10 protein-coding genes and 1 tRNA gene are annotated in these 12,694 nt (G+C 65.2%); 8 read left to right on the top strand and 3 right to left on the bottom strand.

The annotated features are described in order from the left end of the window. The first annotated feature begins 12 nt into the window (after positions 1 to 12). The gene (locus ACM1PE_RS32665; RefSeq protein ID WP_280015901.1) at positions 13 to 1,086 is read left to right on the top strand and encodes a succinylglutamate desuccinylase/aspartoacylase family protein; all 1,074 of its coding nucleotides are present in this window, start codon (positions 13 to 15) and stop codon (positions 1,084 to 1,086) included. Positions 1,087 to 1,111: 25 nt separating this feature from the next. Continuing rightward, positions 1,112 to 2,044 carry a pyridoxal-phosphate dependent enzyme gene (locus ACM1PE_RS32670; RefSeq protein ID WP_419342177.1) on the top strand — a complete coding sequence of 311 codons (933 nt, stop codon included), beginning with the start codon at positions 1,112 to 1,114 and terminating at the stop codon, positions 2,042 to 2,044. Between the two features lie 68 nt (positions 2,045 to 2,112). Here the strand turns inward: ACM1PE_RS32670 and ACM1PE_RS32675 are convergent, their stop codons facing one another. From ACM1PE_RS32675 to gloB, 3 genes are all read right to left on the bottom strand, one after another. Further along, complete coding sequence (locus ACM1PE_RS32675; protein ID WP_059372929.1) at positions 2,113 to 3,306, bottom strand: ATP-binding protein; 1,194 nt, start codon at positions 3,304 to 3,306, stop codon at positions 2,113 to 2,115. 292 nt (positions 3,307 to 3,598) lie between these two features. After that, on the bottom strand, positions 3,599 to 5,017 hold the full coding sequence (locus ACM1PE_RS32680; protein WP_059372931.1) for a transglycosylase SLT domain-containing protein: 1,419 nt from the start codon (positions 5,015 to 5,017) through the stop codon (positions 3,599 to 3,601). 7 nt (positions 5,018 to 5,024) lie between these two features. Beyond that, on the bottom strand, positions 5,025 to 5,846 hold the full coding sequence (gene gloB, locus ACM1PE_RS32685) for a hydroxyacylglutathione hydrolase (RefSeq protein ID WP_419342179.1): 822 nt from the start codon (positions 5,844 to 5,846) through the stop codon (positions 5,025 to 5,027). Positions 5,847 to 5,866: 20 nt separating this feature from the next. On the opposite strand from gloB, the gene ACM1PE_RS32690 reads away from it, so the two are divergent. The 6 genes from ACM1PE_RS32690 to ACM1PE_RS32715 all read left to right on the top strand — a co-directional run bounded on the left by ACM1PE_RS32690 (position 5,867) and on the right by ACM1PE_RS32715 (position 12,439). Beyond that, a complete protein-coding gene (locus ACM1PE_RS32690) occupies positions 5,867 to 6,640 on the top strand; it encodes a class I SAM-dependent methyltransferase (protein WP_118932570.1) in 774 nt (257 codons plus the stop codon). A gap of 57 nt (positions 6,641 to 6,697) precedes the next feature. Beyond that, a complete protein-coding gene (gene rnhA / locus ACM1PE_RS32695) occupies positions 6,698 to 7,159 on the top strand; it encodes a ribonuclease HI (RefSeq protein ID WP_059372942.1) in 462 nt (153 codons plus the stop codon). A gap of 180 nt (positions 7,160 to 7,339) precedes the next feature. Next, entirely contained in the window at positions 7,340 to 8,428 is a 1,089-nt protein-coding gene (locus tag ACM1PE_RS32700) for an efflux RND transporter periplasmic adaptor subunit (protein ID WP_419342180.1), read from the top strand. 33 nt (positions 8,429 to 8,461) lie between these two features. Then, complete coding sequence (locus ACM1PE_RS32705) at positions 8,462 to 11,578, top strand: efflux RND transporter permease subunit (RefSeq protein ID WP_059372946.1); 3,117 nt, start codon at positions 8,462 to 8,464, stop codon at positions 11,576 to 11,578. A gap of 3 nt (positions 11,579 to 11,581) precedes the next feature. Further along, entirely contained in the window at positions 11,582 to 12,304 is a 723-nt protein-coding gene (gene dnaQ, locus ACM1PE_RS32710) for a DNA polymerase III subunit epsilon (RefSeq protein WP_059372948.1), read from the top strand. Between the two features lie 60 nt (positions 12,305 to 12,364). Then, positions 12,365 to 12,439, top strand: a tRNA-Val gene (locus ACM1PE_RS32715). The last annotated feature ends 255 nt before the right edge of the window (positions 12,440 to 12,694 follow it).

Below are 12,694 nucleotides of genomic sequence, written 5' to 3' on the forward strand. Positions count from 1 at the left end.
CCCAAAAGGTCTATGACGAAACCGACATTCCGCGAGTCGCCTCTATTGCGTGACCGGCGGGTCGCGCATCTGCCGGCGCGCAACCCGCACTGCGCGACGGCGTTCACCGACATCGATCTCGACGCGCCTGGACGCCAGGCGGGCTTCCTGCACATCCCGCAGTCGCCGCACGAAGACGCCTGGGGCACGGTGCGCATACCCATGGCGGTGCTGGCCAATGGCGACGGCCCCACCGTCATTCTGGAAGGCGGCAATCATGGAGACGAGTACGAAGGCCAGATCGTGCTGGGCGAACTCATCCGCGACCTGCCGCTGGACCGCGTCCGGGGCCGCCTGATCATCATGCCCGCGCTCAACGCGCCGGCGGCTGAAGCCGGCCTGCGCACCTCGCCGCTGGACGGCAAGAACCTGAACCGCACGTTTCCCGGCGACCATGCGGGCAGCATCACGGAACAGATCGCCGCCTACGTCAGCGACGAACTGTTCTCGCGCGGCGACGCGTTTCTCAGCCTGCATTCCGGCGGTTCGTCGCTGGACATCATTCCCAGCGCCCTGGTGCAGCCCTCGCAGGATGCCGCGCAAACCCAGCGCAACATCGATGCCGTGATGGCCTTCGGCGCGCCCTTCAACGTGATGCTGGACACGCTGGGCGACACGCGCACCAGCGTTGCTTCGGCGGTGGCGGCGGGGCTTACCTGCGTCAGCACCGAGATGGCGGGACGCGGCACCGTGACCGACAGCGCACTCGCGCTGTGCCGCGCCGGCGCGCTGCGCGTGCTGGCGCATTGGGGTGTGCTGGACCAGGCTTGCGCCCAGCCGCTGGCGGCGCAGCCCGCGCCCCTGTGCAAGGTCAGCGGCGCGAAGTCCTATGTCATCGCCTCGGATCGCGGCGTGTTCGAGGCCTATCATCGGCATGGCGAGGCCGTCGAGGCCGGCCAGCCCGCAGGCCGAATCCACCAGACCTTCGATCCGCGGCGTGCGCCGGTTGAACTGGTTTACGGGACCAGCGGCGTCATCTTCGCCAAGCGCCATCCCGGCATCGTCGTGCCCGGCAACGTTTGTTGCGTCGTGGCCAGCGCGGTCTGATTTACTCATTCTTGAAGAACGGAACATGGCAATCCATATCGAAACCCCGGCGCTCGCATCCCGCGCCTTCTCCCTGCGCAGCGGCAAGGACGTGCGCCTGAAGATGGAGGCGCTGCAGCCCAGCGGCTCGTTCAAGGCCCGCGGCATAGGCCATGCGTGCCAGATCTACAAATCCCGCGGCGCCCGGCGCTTCATCTCTTCGTCCGGCGGCAACGCCGGGTACGCGGTGGCCTACGCCGGCCGCATGCTGGCCACGCCGGTGACCGTGGTGGTGCCTGCCACGACCTCGGAACGCGCCAAGAGCCTGATCCGTTCGGAAGGGGCGGAGGTCATCGTGCATGGCGCTTCCTGGATGGAAGCCAACGCCCGCGCGCTGGAACTCATGACCGAGGCGGACGCGTTCCTGCATCCCTTCGATGACCCCTTGCTGTGGGAGGGACACGCAACCATGATCGACGAGCTGGCCCGGCAAGGCGGCCGACCGGATGCGGTCATCTGCTCGGTCGGCGGCGGCGGCCTGCTGTGCGGCGTGGTCGAGGGCCTGCGGCGCAACGGCTGGGCGGACGTGCCGGTGATCGCGGCCGAGACGGCCGGCGCCGACTCCTATGCCCAGGCCCTGGGCGCGGGGGCGCCGGTGCTGTTGCCCGAGATCCGGTCCATTGCGACCTCATTGGGCGCGCGGCAGGTCTGCGACCGCGCGCTGGACCTGGCCAAGGAGCATCCCATCGAGAGCGTGGTGGTGTCGGATGCCGCCGCGGTGGCGGCTTGCGAAGACGTGTTGCTGGAGCACCGCATCCTGGTCGAACCCGCCTGCGGCGCCTCGGTGGCGGCGCTGGACAGCGGTTCGGAGTTTCTGAAGAACGCCCGCTCGGTGGCGGTGATCCTGTGCGGCGGCGTGGGCGTCACGGCGGGCCAACTGGCGCAATGGAGCGCGCAGTTCGCGGGTGTTAGAGGTTAAGGAGTTGGTTTTGGCGCTTTCAGGGAGCGTCTTCGAGGACCGCTCCCTAGTGCCTCCATGCATCGACCTCAGTTCGTCTGCCAGCTGTCTCCGGGCATGATGCGTTTCATGAATTCGTCGAAAATAGGCACGGTAAATGCCGTGTCGCCATGAGTGGGACTCCAGAGCATGCCTTTGACAATCAGGGAGCCACGAACGGGTCCAAAGGAGGCAACGGGCCGGCCTAGCTGTTGCGCAATATCACCGGATCTGTGAGGGCCGGGTCCCAATTCCGCCATGGCGCGCAAGTACTTTTTTTCGGCTGGAGTAAGCCGATCGAATCGGACGCGAAAAAAACCCTCATCCAATGCTGCGACGGCTTCGCGAGACGCGTTCTCGACGTCTTCGGCAGTGATCGGGCTCGCCGTTGCGACATCCCATGCGCATTTTCCCCACTCTTGCAGGAAGTATGGATACCCCTGCGTTACGGCAATGATCGAATCGATCGCGGCTAGCTCAACTTCGACGTTCTCGTTGTTTGCCGGCACGTTGATGGCCAACGTTGCGTCAGCCGTGTTCAACGCCCCAATCTCGGCAAATTTGAACAGTCGTTCCGCATAGGACTTCGCCTGGCCCATGCGACCGCGCAGCTGAGGTAGTCCTGCGCCGACCAAGGTAACGGGCAACTGCTGTTGAGCACACCGGTGCAGCGCGGAGATCAGTGCCGCCAGTTGCGCTTCTTCAACGTATTGGAGTTCATCAATGAAGAGGGCGACCACGGTATCCGCTGCTCGGGCTGCACGGCCAACTTGCTCAAGTAGCGCTGCAAGGTCCTCTTCCAAGTCTCCGTTGTCGGCAAGACCGGGTTCTGGTTCGTAATCGAAGCCGACTTCGATGTCCGTAAACGAGACCTTGAGCCTTCTTGCGAAGCCGGCCAAACCTCTTAGCCCCCTGATCGCGATATCTTTGGCGGCCTCCACTCTGCTTAGGCGCAGGAGGGCCAAACGCAGTTGGGGCGCCAGTAGTGCTGGCAATGACTTGTTCTCAGGGGCCTCGACGCGAACGGTGTGCGCGCCTCTATCTTCCGCATCGGATCGCATCTTGTCCAAGAGCACTGTCTTTCCGACGCCGCGAAGGCCGAGCAACAAGACGCTCTTGGCTTGCTTGCCCAGCTTGAGGCGTTCCAAGCACACGCGCACGTCCTCGCGGATGTGGTCACGTCCCGCGAGTTCGGGAGGGGGGCTGCCTGCGCCTGGCGCGTATGGGTTCAGGACAGGGTTCATGTGTACGGAAATTAGCGAAATTATCCTAAATCGATAATTTCACTAATTTCGCTATCAACAAGTCTAAGAGAAGGGAGCTAGGTATGCGGCAAGCGAACCTGCCAATCAATCTACTGCGGGCCGTTCCCTATGCAGCTTGTTGCGCTTGCGCTTGACGACGCATGGTTTCTCGGCCGATTGGGAGCAATTTTCCATAGAAATCACCGGCCGAAAATGGACCGACCCCAGAAGTCGGACACTAGTCCAACTTCTGGGGTCGTTTCATGGTGCGTCTTTATTGTTTCTGCGCCAATCAGCCGCGGGCGTTGGTACCCGGCACGCGCAGCTGCGAGCCCACCTTCAGGGCGCTGCCCTTGATGTTGTTGAGCGCGCGCAGCGCGTCGACCGAGGTGCCGTACTGCTTGGCCAGCGAGAACAGCGTGTCGCCCTGGCGCACCTTGTGGGTGCGGACATTGGGGCGGGCGCTGGCCACGCGGGCAGCCGGCGCCTGGGCGGCGCGGCCGCGCGGGGCGGCAGCCTTGTTGTCCGACGGCGCCGAGTCCAGTGCGCCCACCGGCGTGGCCAGCGAGGCCAGTTGCACGCCGCCCGTGCCGGGCTCGCCCGGCACCAGCAGGGATTGGCCGGAGGCGGATTTCTGGCGCGAACCGATGTCGTTGGTCTGGCGCAGCGTGGCTTCGCTCACGCCGAAACGTTTGGCGATCGAGGCGTAGGATTCGCCGCGGCGCGAGTGGTAGATCTTCCAGGCGCTGAGATCGCCCTTGTAGTTGGTCAGGTTGGCGTTGAAGATTTCGACACGGTCGGCCGGTAGCAGCAGGGTGGGGCCGTGGTCGCCGCGGATCACGGGGCGGTTGAACGAGGGGTTCAGGGCCTTGAATTCGTCCAGCGGCATTTCCGCCAGCTTGGCGGCGATTTCCAGGTCGATGTCGCTGTTCTTCTGGACCGTCACGAAGTAGGGCGTATTGCCCACCGGGGGCAGGGCCACCGCATAGCGCTGCGGATCGGCGATGATGTTCTTGATGGCCTGCAGCTTGGGCACGTAGTTGCGGGTTTCGTCGGGCATGTTCAGGGACAGGTAGTCCGTGCCCTGGCCGGCCGCTTCGTTCTTGGCCATGGCGCGTTGCACCGAGCCTTCGCCCCAGTTGTACGAGGCCAGCGCCAGGTACCAGTCGCCCTGCATTTCAAACAGCTTTTCCAGGTAGTCCAGCGCCGCGTTGGTCGAGGCGATGGGGTCGCGGCGCTCGTCGCGCCACCAGTCCTGCTTCAGGTTGAAGTGCTGGCCCGTGGCCGGCACGAACTGCCACAGGCCGGATGCCTGGGCGCGCGACAGCGCGGTCGGGTTGTAGGCGCTTTCGACGAAGGGCAGCAGCGCCAGCTCGGTCGGCAGGCCGCGGCGGTTGATCTCGTCGACGATGAAATACAGGTACTTGCCGGCCCGTTCCGCCATGCGCTGCACTGACTCGGGGTGGGACGCGTAGTAGTCGGTCCACTGCTGCGAGAGGTCGGTGTTCAGGTTGGGAATGGCGAAACCGCGGCGGATGCGGTCCCAGGCGTCGGCGGGCGGGTTGGTCAGGTCAACCGTCCGGGACGTGTCGCGGGCGATGTATCGCCCTTGCGAATTGGTGGTGAGGTTCTTGCTATCGGGGGCTTTGGTTCCTGCGCAACCGGCGAGGACTGCCAGCATGAGCGGCAGAAGGAGTCGGGATAGATTCATCAGGTTGTCACTTGAAATCGTTCTTCCATTCACGAAGGGAGGCAAAAACCTCTACCGGCGTAGCGTGGCTGCGGCCGGCCCAGCGCTCTGCGGCGTGGACGACCTCAACTTCTTGCGTGCGCAAAAACGGATTGGCCGCGCGTTCCTGCCCGATGGTGGACGGAAGCGTGGGAAGACCTTCTGCTCGTAATTGCTGGGCCTGCTGGTGCCACTGTTGCAGGCTGCGGTTGGCCGGATCGACTGCCAAGGCCCAGCGCAAGTTCGCTAGAGTGTACTCGTGTGCGCAAAAAACCTGTGTATCTGGCGGTAAAACAGAAAATTTCCCTAAAGAATCATGCATTTGCGCCGGAGTGCCTTCGAAAAGACGGCCACAGCCCGCCGCAAACAGGGTGTCGCCGCAGAACAGAACCGGCTCCAGACCGGCCGCGCGGCCGTAGTAGGCGATGTGGCCGGCGGTGTGTCCGGGAACGTCCAGCACGGCCAGGTCCAGGTCCAGTTCCGGGATCGCCACGCGGTCGCCCTCCGCCAGGCGCACGTCGCAGCGCGGCAGCTGCTCATGCGCGGGGCCGTATACGGTGATGCCCTCGATGCGGGACAATTCCGGTACGCCGCCCACGTGGTCGCCGTGATGGTGCGTGAGTAGAATGGCGCGCAGTCTCAAGCCGTTCTGGGCCAGCCAGTGCAGCACCGGGCCGGCGTCGCCGGGATCCACCACGGCGGCTTCATTGCCGCGGACGATGGCCCAGATGTAGTTGTCATTGAAGGCGGGTAGCGGCAAGACCGCGGCGTTGCGATCGCGGCCGCCTGTGGGGGCGGTCAAGGCTTGCATGGGATTCGAAGGAATAGAACGTGGCAGAAGATACTCCGCCGATTGTAGAACTGGCCGAATGGTTCCAGACGCCGCCGGGACAGTACGTGCTGGCCTGGGAGCGGGCGCAGTTCGACGCGGCTGTCGCGGACGTGTTCGGATATTACGCCTGGCAGGTGGGCTTGGCGGACATGAATCTGCTGCGCGCCAACCGCATGCCCTTCAAGGGCTACGTGGGCGGCGAGACCCCGTCCGCGGAAAGCACGGCCGCCTGGCAGTCGCGGGTGGTGCTGGCCGAACCCGAGGCCTTGCCGTTCGAATCCCAGAGCGTGGACCTCCTGATCCTGCCGCATGCCTTCGAGTGCGCGGAGGATCCTCACAACGTGCTGCGCGAGGTCGAGCGCGTGCTGGTGCCCGAAGGGCGGGTGGTGATCTCGGGCTTCAATCCCTGGAGCATGTGGGGCGCGCGCACGCGCATGCCCGGCATGGAACCCTGGCTGCCGCAGCCGCCGTCATCCCAGGTGTCCCTGCCGCGCCTGAAGGACTGGTTCAAGCTGCTGTCGCTCGAGGTCGAGAGCAGCCACTTCGGCTGCTACGCGCCGGCCTGCCGCAGCGAAAAGTGGCTGCAGCGCTGGTCCTTCCTAGAGTCGGCGGGCGCCCGCTGGTGGAGCGTGGGCGGCGCGGTCTATCTGGTGTCGGCCGTCAAGCGAGTGGCCGGCATGCGTATCATTGGCCCGGCCTGGAAGAAGGCCAAGCCCAAACGCGCCCGCGCCGCGTCCGTGGTGGTCAACCGCCACGCGGACGACGGCTCCTGATGGGCCCAGCCCCGCGCCGCGGGGCCAATTTTTTTGCAAGGAATACCAAGCAGCACCATGCAGGACGACAAAGCGAACGAGCAGAAAGTGGAAATGTGGACCGACGGCGCCTGCAAGGGCAATCCCGGTCCGGGCGGCTGGGGCGTGCTGATGCGCGCCGGCAGCCACGAAAAGACCCTGCATGGCGGCGAACTCCAGACCACCAACAACCGGATGGAACTGTTGGCGGTCATCCAGGGCCTGCGCGCGCTCAAGCGTCCGTGCACGGTCACCATCCATACGGACTCCCAGTATGTGATGAAGGGCATGACCGAATGGCTCGCCAACTGGAAGCGGCGCGGCTGGATGACGGCCGACAAGAAGCCGGTCAAGAACGCCGAGCTGTGGCAACTGCTGGACGAACAGGTACAGCGCCATACCGTGTCCTGGCGCTGGGTCCGCGGCCATGCCGGCGATCCCGGCAACGAACGGGCCGACCAGCTGGCCAACATGGGCGTGGAATCGGCCCGCCGGGGCTGAGGGCATCGGGATATACCCTCGAATCCGCCCTCTGGGGCGAATTTAGTTCTTTCATCCGGCTTCAGGATTGTTCCAGTATGTAAATCCGGGTGCTAAAGTGCCAACCCTCATTCCAGTTCCTGCGGCGCAGTCCGCGTGGGGGCATGCCAGGCCCGCGCCGCAATACCGCCACATTCGCGCATGAAAAAAGCAGTACTGCTCGCCGCCGTAGCGGCAGGGTTGGCCGCGGGGGCCGCGCTCGGCATTTTTGTGCCGCGCTGGCTTGCCCACGGAACCGCCAGTCCGCAACCCGGCGCCGTTCAAGCGCCCCTGGTCACGCGCGCCGTGCCGGTCCGGGTCGAGGTGGCTGCCGCCCAGGAAATACCTTTCGCGCGCGGCATCTCGGCCGTGGGCAGCCTGCGTTCCGACGAGTCCGTGGTGCTGCGGCCGGAGGTCGCGGGCCGCATCCAGTCGATCGACTTCAAGGAAGGCCAGCCGGTCAAGCGCGGCGACGTGCTGATCCGCCTGGACGATTCCGTGCCGCGCGCCGAGCTGGCCCAGGCCCGCGCCAACCTGACGCTGGCGCAAAGCCACTACCGGCGCTCGGTCGAGCTGCAGGGCAAGGGCTTCGTCAGCCAGCAGGCGCGCGACGAATCCGCCAGCACGCTCAAGGTGCAGGAAGCCGCCGTGGCGCTGGCGCAGGCGCGGCTGGACAAGATGACGATCTCGGCGCCATTTGGCGGCATTGCGGGCTTGCGCAGCGTGTCGGTGGGCGACTACGTCAACCAGGGCCAGGACCTGGCCCCGCTGGAGGCGATCGATCCGCTCAAGGTCGACTTCCGCGTCCCTGAAATGTATTTGAGCAAGGTGGGCGTGGGCCAGCCGCTGACGCTGCGCATGGACGCGCTGCCCGGCCAGGAGCGCCTGGGCGTGGTCTATGCGGTGAGCCCGCTGGTGGACGCGGGCGGGCGCTCCATCCTGCTGCGCGCCACGGTCGCCAACAAGGATGCGGTGCTGCGCCCGGGCATGTTCGCCCGAGTGCAATTGCAGTTCAGCCAGGACAAGGCGCTGGTCGCGCCGGAAGCCGCGCTGTCGCCCTCGGGCGCGACGCAGTACGTCTACCGGGTCAAGAACGGCGTGGCCGAGCGGCGCGAGGTCACCATCGGCGAGCGCCGCGAGGGCCGCGTCGAAATCCTGACCGGGGTGGCGGCGGGCGACCAACTGGTGGTGTCGGGCTTGCAGCGGGTGACGGACGGCGCCGCGGTGACCGTTCTGGGCAACGGCGCGTGACGCCGGCCTTTTTCCATTTTTGGCGGTAGCGCAATGCGTATCTCGGAAACCTGCATCAAGCGGCCGGTGTTCGCATCGGTCCTGTCGCTGATCATCGTGCTGATCGGCCTGATTTCATATTCGCGCCTGACCGTGCGCGAGTATCCGAAGATCGACGAGCCCATCGTGTCGGTGGACACCACCTACAAGGGCGCTTCGCCCGAGGTGATCGAGTCGCAGGTGACCAAGCCGCTGGAAGACCAGCTGGCCGGCATCGAGGGCGTGGACGTGATGACCTCGCGCAGCCGCTCGGAACGCAGCCTCATCAACATCAAGTTCAACCTGTCCCGCAACCCGGACGCCGCGGCCGCGGAAGTCCGCGACAAGGTTTCGCGCGCGCGGCGCTTCCTGCCCGACGAGATCGACGAGCCCATCATCGGCAAGGTCGAAGCGGACTCCCAACCCATCATCTATATCGCGGTGGAGTCCGGGTCGTATTCCGCGATCCAGACCTCGGACTACATCAACCGCTACATCAAGACCCGCCTGTCGGTGCTGCCGGGCGCGGCCGAGGTGCGCGTCTTCGGCGAACGCCTGCCGTCCATGCGCATCTACGTGGACCGCGACAAGCTCGCCGCCTACGGCCTGACCGTGCAGGACGTGGAGGCCGCGCTGCGCAGCCAGAACGTCGAGATCCCGGCAGGCCGCATCGAATCGCGCGCCCGCGAGTTTTCGGTGGTGTCCTCTACCGACCTGCAGACGCCCGCGCAGTTCGAGAACGTGATCGTCGCCAACGTCAAAGGCTATCCGGTCCGCCTGCGCGACGTGTCCAACGTGGAGATCGCCGCCGCCAGCGACCGCATCCTGTCGCGCTTCAACGGCAAGCCCGCCATCAACATCGGCGTGACGCGCCAGTCCACCGCCAACCCGCTGGAACTGTCCAAGGCGGCTCGCGAGGAAGTGGCGCGCCTGAACGAGAACCTGCCGGCCGGCATGAAGCTGAACATCGCGTACGACTCGTCGGTGTTCATCGAACGCTCCATCGATTCCGTGTTCCACACCATCGGCGAAGCCATCGTGCTGGTGGTGTTGGTGATCTTCTTCTTCCTGCGCAACCTGCGCGCCAGCATCATCCCCATCGTCACCATTCCGGTGTCGCTGGTAGGCGCCTGCGCGCTGATGTACCTGTTCGGCTTTTCCATCAACACGCTGACGCTGCTGGCCATGGTGCTGGCCATCGGCCTGGTGGTGGACGACGCGATCGTGGTGCTGGAGAACATCTTCCGCCACATCGAAGAGGGCATGCCGCGCAAGGAGGCCGCGCTGCGCGGTTCGCGTGAGATCGGCTTCGCGGTGGTCGCCATGACCATGACGCTGGTCACCGTGTACGCGCCGCTGGCCTTCGCCACGGGCCGCACCGGGCGGCTGTTCATCGAGTTCGCGCTGGCGCTGGCCGGCGCCGTGCTGGTGTCCGGTTTCGTGGCGCTGACGCTTACGCCCATGATGTGCTCGGTGCTGCTGCGCCACCAGAGCAGCCACAGCCGCTGGTACAACCTGATCGAAGGCTGGCTCAACGGCATGAGCAACGGCTACCGGCGCGCGCTGGCGCTGGCCCTGCGCCACCGCTGGGTGGTGGTGGCCATCGGCCTGGCGGTCGCGGCCGCGAGCGGCGTGCTGTTCAAGGTGGTCAAGAGCGAGCTGGCGCCCATCGAGGATCGCGGCGTGGTGTTCGGCATCGTCAGCTCGCCTGAAGGGGCGACGCTGAACTACACGCTGGAAAGCATGCTGGGTATCGAAAAGTTCTACTCCGACATTCCGGAGGCCAGCGGCAGCCAGGTGACCGTGGGCTTTCCTACCGTGACCGACGGCACCGCCATCCTGCGCCTGAAACCCTGGGAAGAGCGCAGCCGCAAGCAGCAGGCCATCACGCAGCAGCTGCAGCCGCAATTCGCCTCGCTGCCCGGGGTGCGCGCATTCCCGACCAACCCGCCGTCGCTGGGCCAGTCGGCGCGTTCCAAGCCGGTGGAATTCATCATCATGAGCCAGGCGTCCTACGCCGAGCTGTCACGCCTGACCGAAGTGTTCCTGACCGAGTTGCGCAAGTATCCCGGCCTGATCAACCTGGACACCGACCTGCGCCTGAATACGCCCGAGCTGCGGGTGCGCGTGGACCGCGACAAGATGGCCGACGTGGGCGCCAATGTGGACACCGTGGGCCGCACCCTGGAATCCATGCTGGGCGGCCGCCAGGTCACGCGCTACAAGGACGAAGGCGAACAGTACGACGTGATCGTGCAGGTGACGCCGCGCGACCGCGCCAACCCCACCGATATCTCGGGCATCTACGTGCGGGCGCGCGACGGCAGCATGGTGCAGCTGGACAACCTGCTGGGCGTGCATGAGGGCGTGTCGCCGCAATCGCTGAACCACTTCAACCGCCTGCGCGCCGTGAAGATCGACGGCGCGGTGGCGCCCGGCTACGCGCTGGGCGAAGTCCTGACGCATATGCATCAGGTGGCGCGCGAGGTGCTGCCCAACACCATCGTCACCGACCTGGACGGCCAGTCGCGCGAGTTCCGCGATTCCTCCGGCAGCATCTACCTGGTCTTCGCCATGGCGCTGGCCTTCATCTACCTGGTGCTGGCCGCGCAGTTCGAAAGCTGGCGCAATCCCTTCATCATCATGCTGTCGGTACCGCTGTCCATGACCGGCGCGCTGCTGGCGCTGTGGCTGACCGGCGGCACCTTGTCCATCTACAGCCAGATCGGCCTGATCACGCTGGTGGGGCTGATCACCAAGCACGGCATTTTGATCGTCGAATTCACCAACCAGCTGCGCGACGAAGGCAAGGAACTGTTCGAGGCGGTGGTCGAAGCCAGCGTGCTGCGCCTGCGCCCCATCCTGATGACGACCGGCGCCATGGTGCTGGGCACCGTGCCGCTGGCCTTGTCCACGGGCGCGGGGGCGGAATCGCGCCAGCAGATCGGCTGGGTTCTGGTGGGCGGGCTGATGCTGGGTACACTACTGACCTTGTTCGTCGTGCCGGTGGCCTACACCTTGATCGCCACCGCACGCAAGAAACCCGGCCAGGCCGGCAGCGCAGCGCATCATCCGGACCCCGCTCCGGCGCCGCACGCGCAGCCCGCCGCGCCTGCCCAAGCGTCGGAATAAGTTATGCGCCAGATCATCTTTGACACTGAAACCACCGGACTGGACCCTGCCCAGGGCCATCGCATCGTCGAGATCGGCTGCGTGGAGATGGTCAACCGGATGACCACCGGCAACAACCTGCACATCTACCTGAACCCGGACCGCGACAGCGACCCCGAGGCGCTGGCGGTGCACGGTCTGACTACCGAGTTCCTGTCCGACAAGCCGCGCTTCGCCGATGTCGCGGACGAATTCGTCAAGTTCATCCAGGGCGCCGAGCTGATCGCGCACAACGCGGCGTTCGACGTCAAGTTCTTCAACGCCGAACTCGCCAAGACCGGGCGCGGCCCGGTCACCGAGTACTGCGAAACGGTCACGGACTCGCTGCTGCATGCGCGCTCGCTGTTCCCAGGCAAGCGCAATTCGCTGGACGCGCTGTGCGACCGCTTCGGCATTTCCAACGCCCACCGCACCCTGCACGGCGCATTGCTGGACTCGCAGCTGTTGGCGGAAGTCTGGCTGGCCATGACCCGCGGCCAGGACGCGCTGCTGATCGACGTGGACGACGGCGCCAGCGGCGGCGGCAATGGTATCGAACTGGCCCGCTTCGACGCTTCGGGCCTGCCCGTGATCAAGGCCAGCGAGGCGGAACTGGCCGAGCACGAAAACTATCTCGCGGCCTTGGACAAGTCCGTGGGCGGGGAGTGCACCTGGCGCAAGATCGACGCGCCAGTGGCGGCCGCATAAAGTTTTTTCGAGGCGACTTGCACGCGTTCAAAAAAACGTGCTAATATTTCGCCTCTTTCGGGGTGGTTAGCTCAGTGGTAGAGCACTGCCTTCACACGGCAGGGGTCACTGGTTCGAACCCAGTACTACCCACCAAAGACCCTTGGAAGATGACGTAAGCCTAAGGCTTATCGTTGTCGGCGTACCAAGGTTAAAAAAAGACGCAAAGCAAAGAAAGCCAACCGCGAGGTTGGCTTTTTTGTTTTGCGCTCAGGATACATTGGGCACGCCTTTAAATCCGGGCGCTTTGCATATGGCATGCAAGCCATTGCGCTGAACCGTCCCTTTCATTACCCTTCTCTTGATTTGTCGCAAGCGGACTCACGTCGATTGAGCCGCGTCGCATGCGAG

The organism is Achromobacter sp. PD1 (genome assembly GCF_048541815.1).
GTDB lineage: Bacteria > Pseudomonadota > Gammaproteobacteria > Burkholderiales > Burkholderiaceae_B > Achromobacter > Achromobacter bronchisepticus_A.

Coding starts and splice junctions, on each gene's coding strand:
- ACM1PE_RS32670 (WP_419342177.1), top strand. CDS start 1,112: ATGGCAATCCATATCGAAACCCCGGCGCTCGCATCCCGCGCCTTCTCC.
- ACM1PE_RS32665 (WP_280015901.1), top strand. CDS start 13: ATGACGAAACCGACATTCCGCGAGTCGCCTCTATTGCGTGACCGGCGG.
- ACM1PE_RS32675 (WP_059372929.1), bottom strand. CDS start 3,306: ATGAACCCTGTCCTGAACCCATACGCGCCAGGCGCAGGCAGCCCCCCT.
- ACM1PE_RS32680 (WP_059372931.1), bottom strand. CDS start 5,017: ATGAATCTATCCCGACTCCTTCTGCCGCTCATGCTGGCAGTCCTCGCC.
- dnaQ (WP_059372948.1), top strand. CDS start 11,582: ATGCGCCAGATCATCTTTGACACTGAAACCACCGGACTGGACCCTGCC.
- ACM1PE_RS32700 (WP_419342180.1), top strand. CDS start 7,340: ATGAAAAAAGCAGTACTGCTCGCCGCCGTAGCGGCAGGGTTGGCCGCG.
- ACM1PE_RS32705 (WP_059372946.1), top strand. CDS start 8,462: ATGCGTATCTCGGAAACCTGCATCAAGCGGCCGGTGTTCGCATCGGTC.
- gloB (WP_419342179.1), bottom strand. CDS start 5,846: ATGCAAGCCTTGACCGCCCCCACAGGCGGCCGCGATCGCAACGCCGCG.
- rnhA (WP_059372942.1), top strand. CDS start 6,698: ATGCAGGACGACAAAGCGAACGAGCAGAAAGTGGAAATGTGGACCGAC.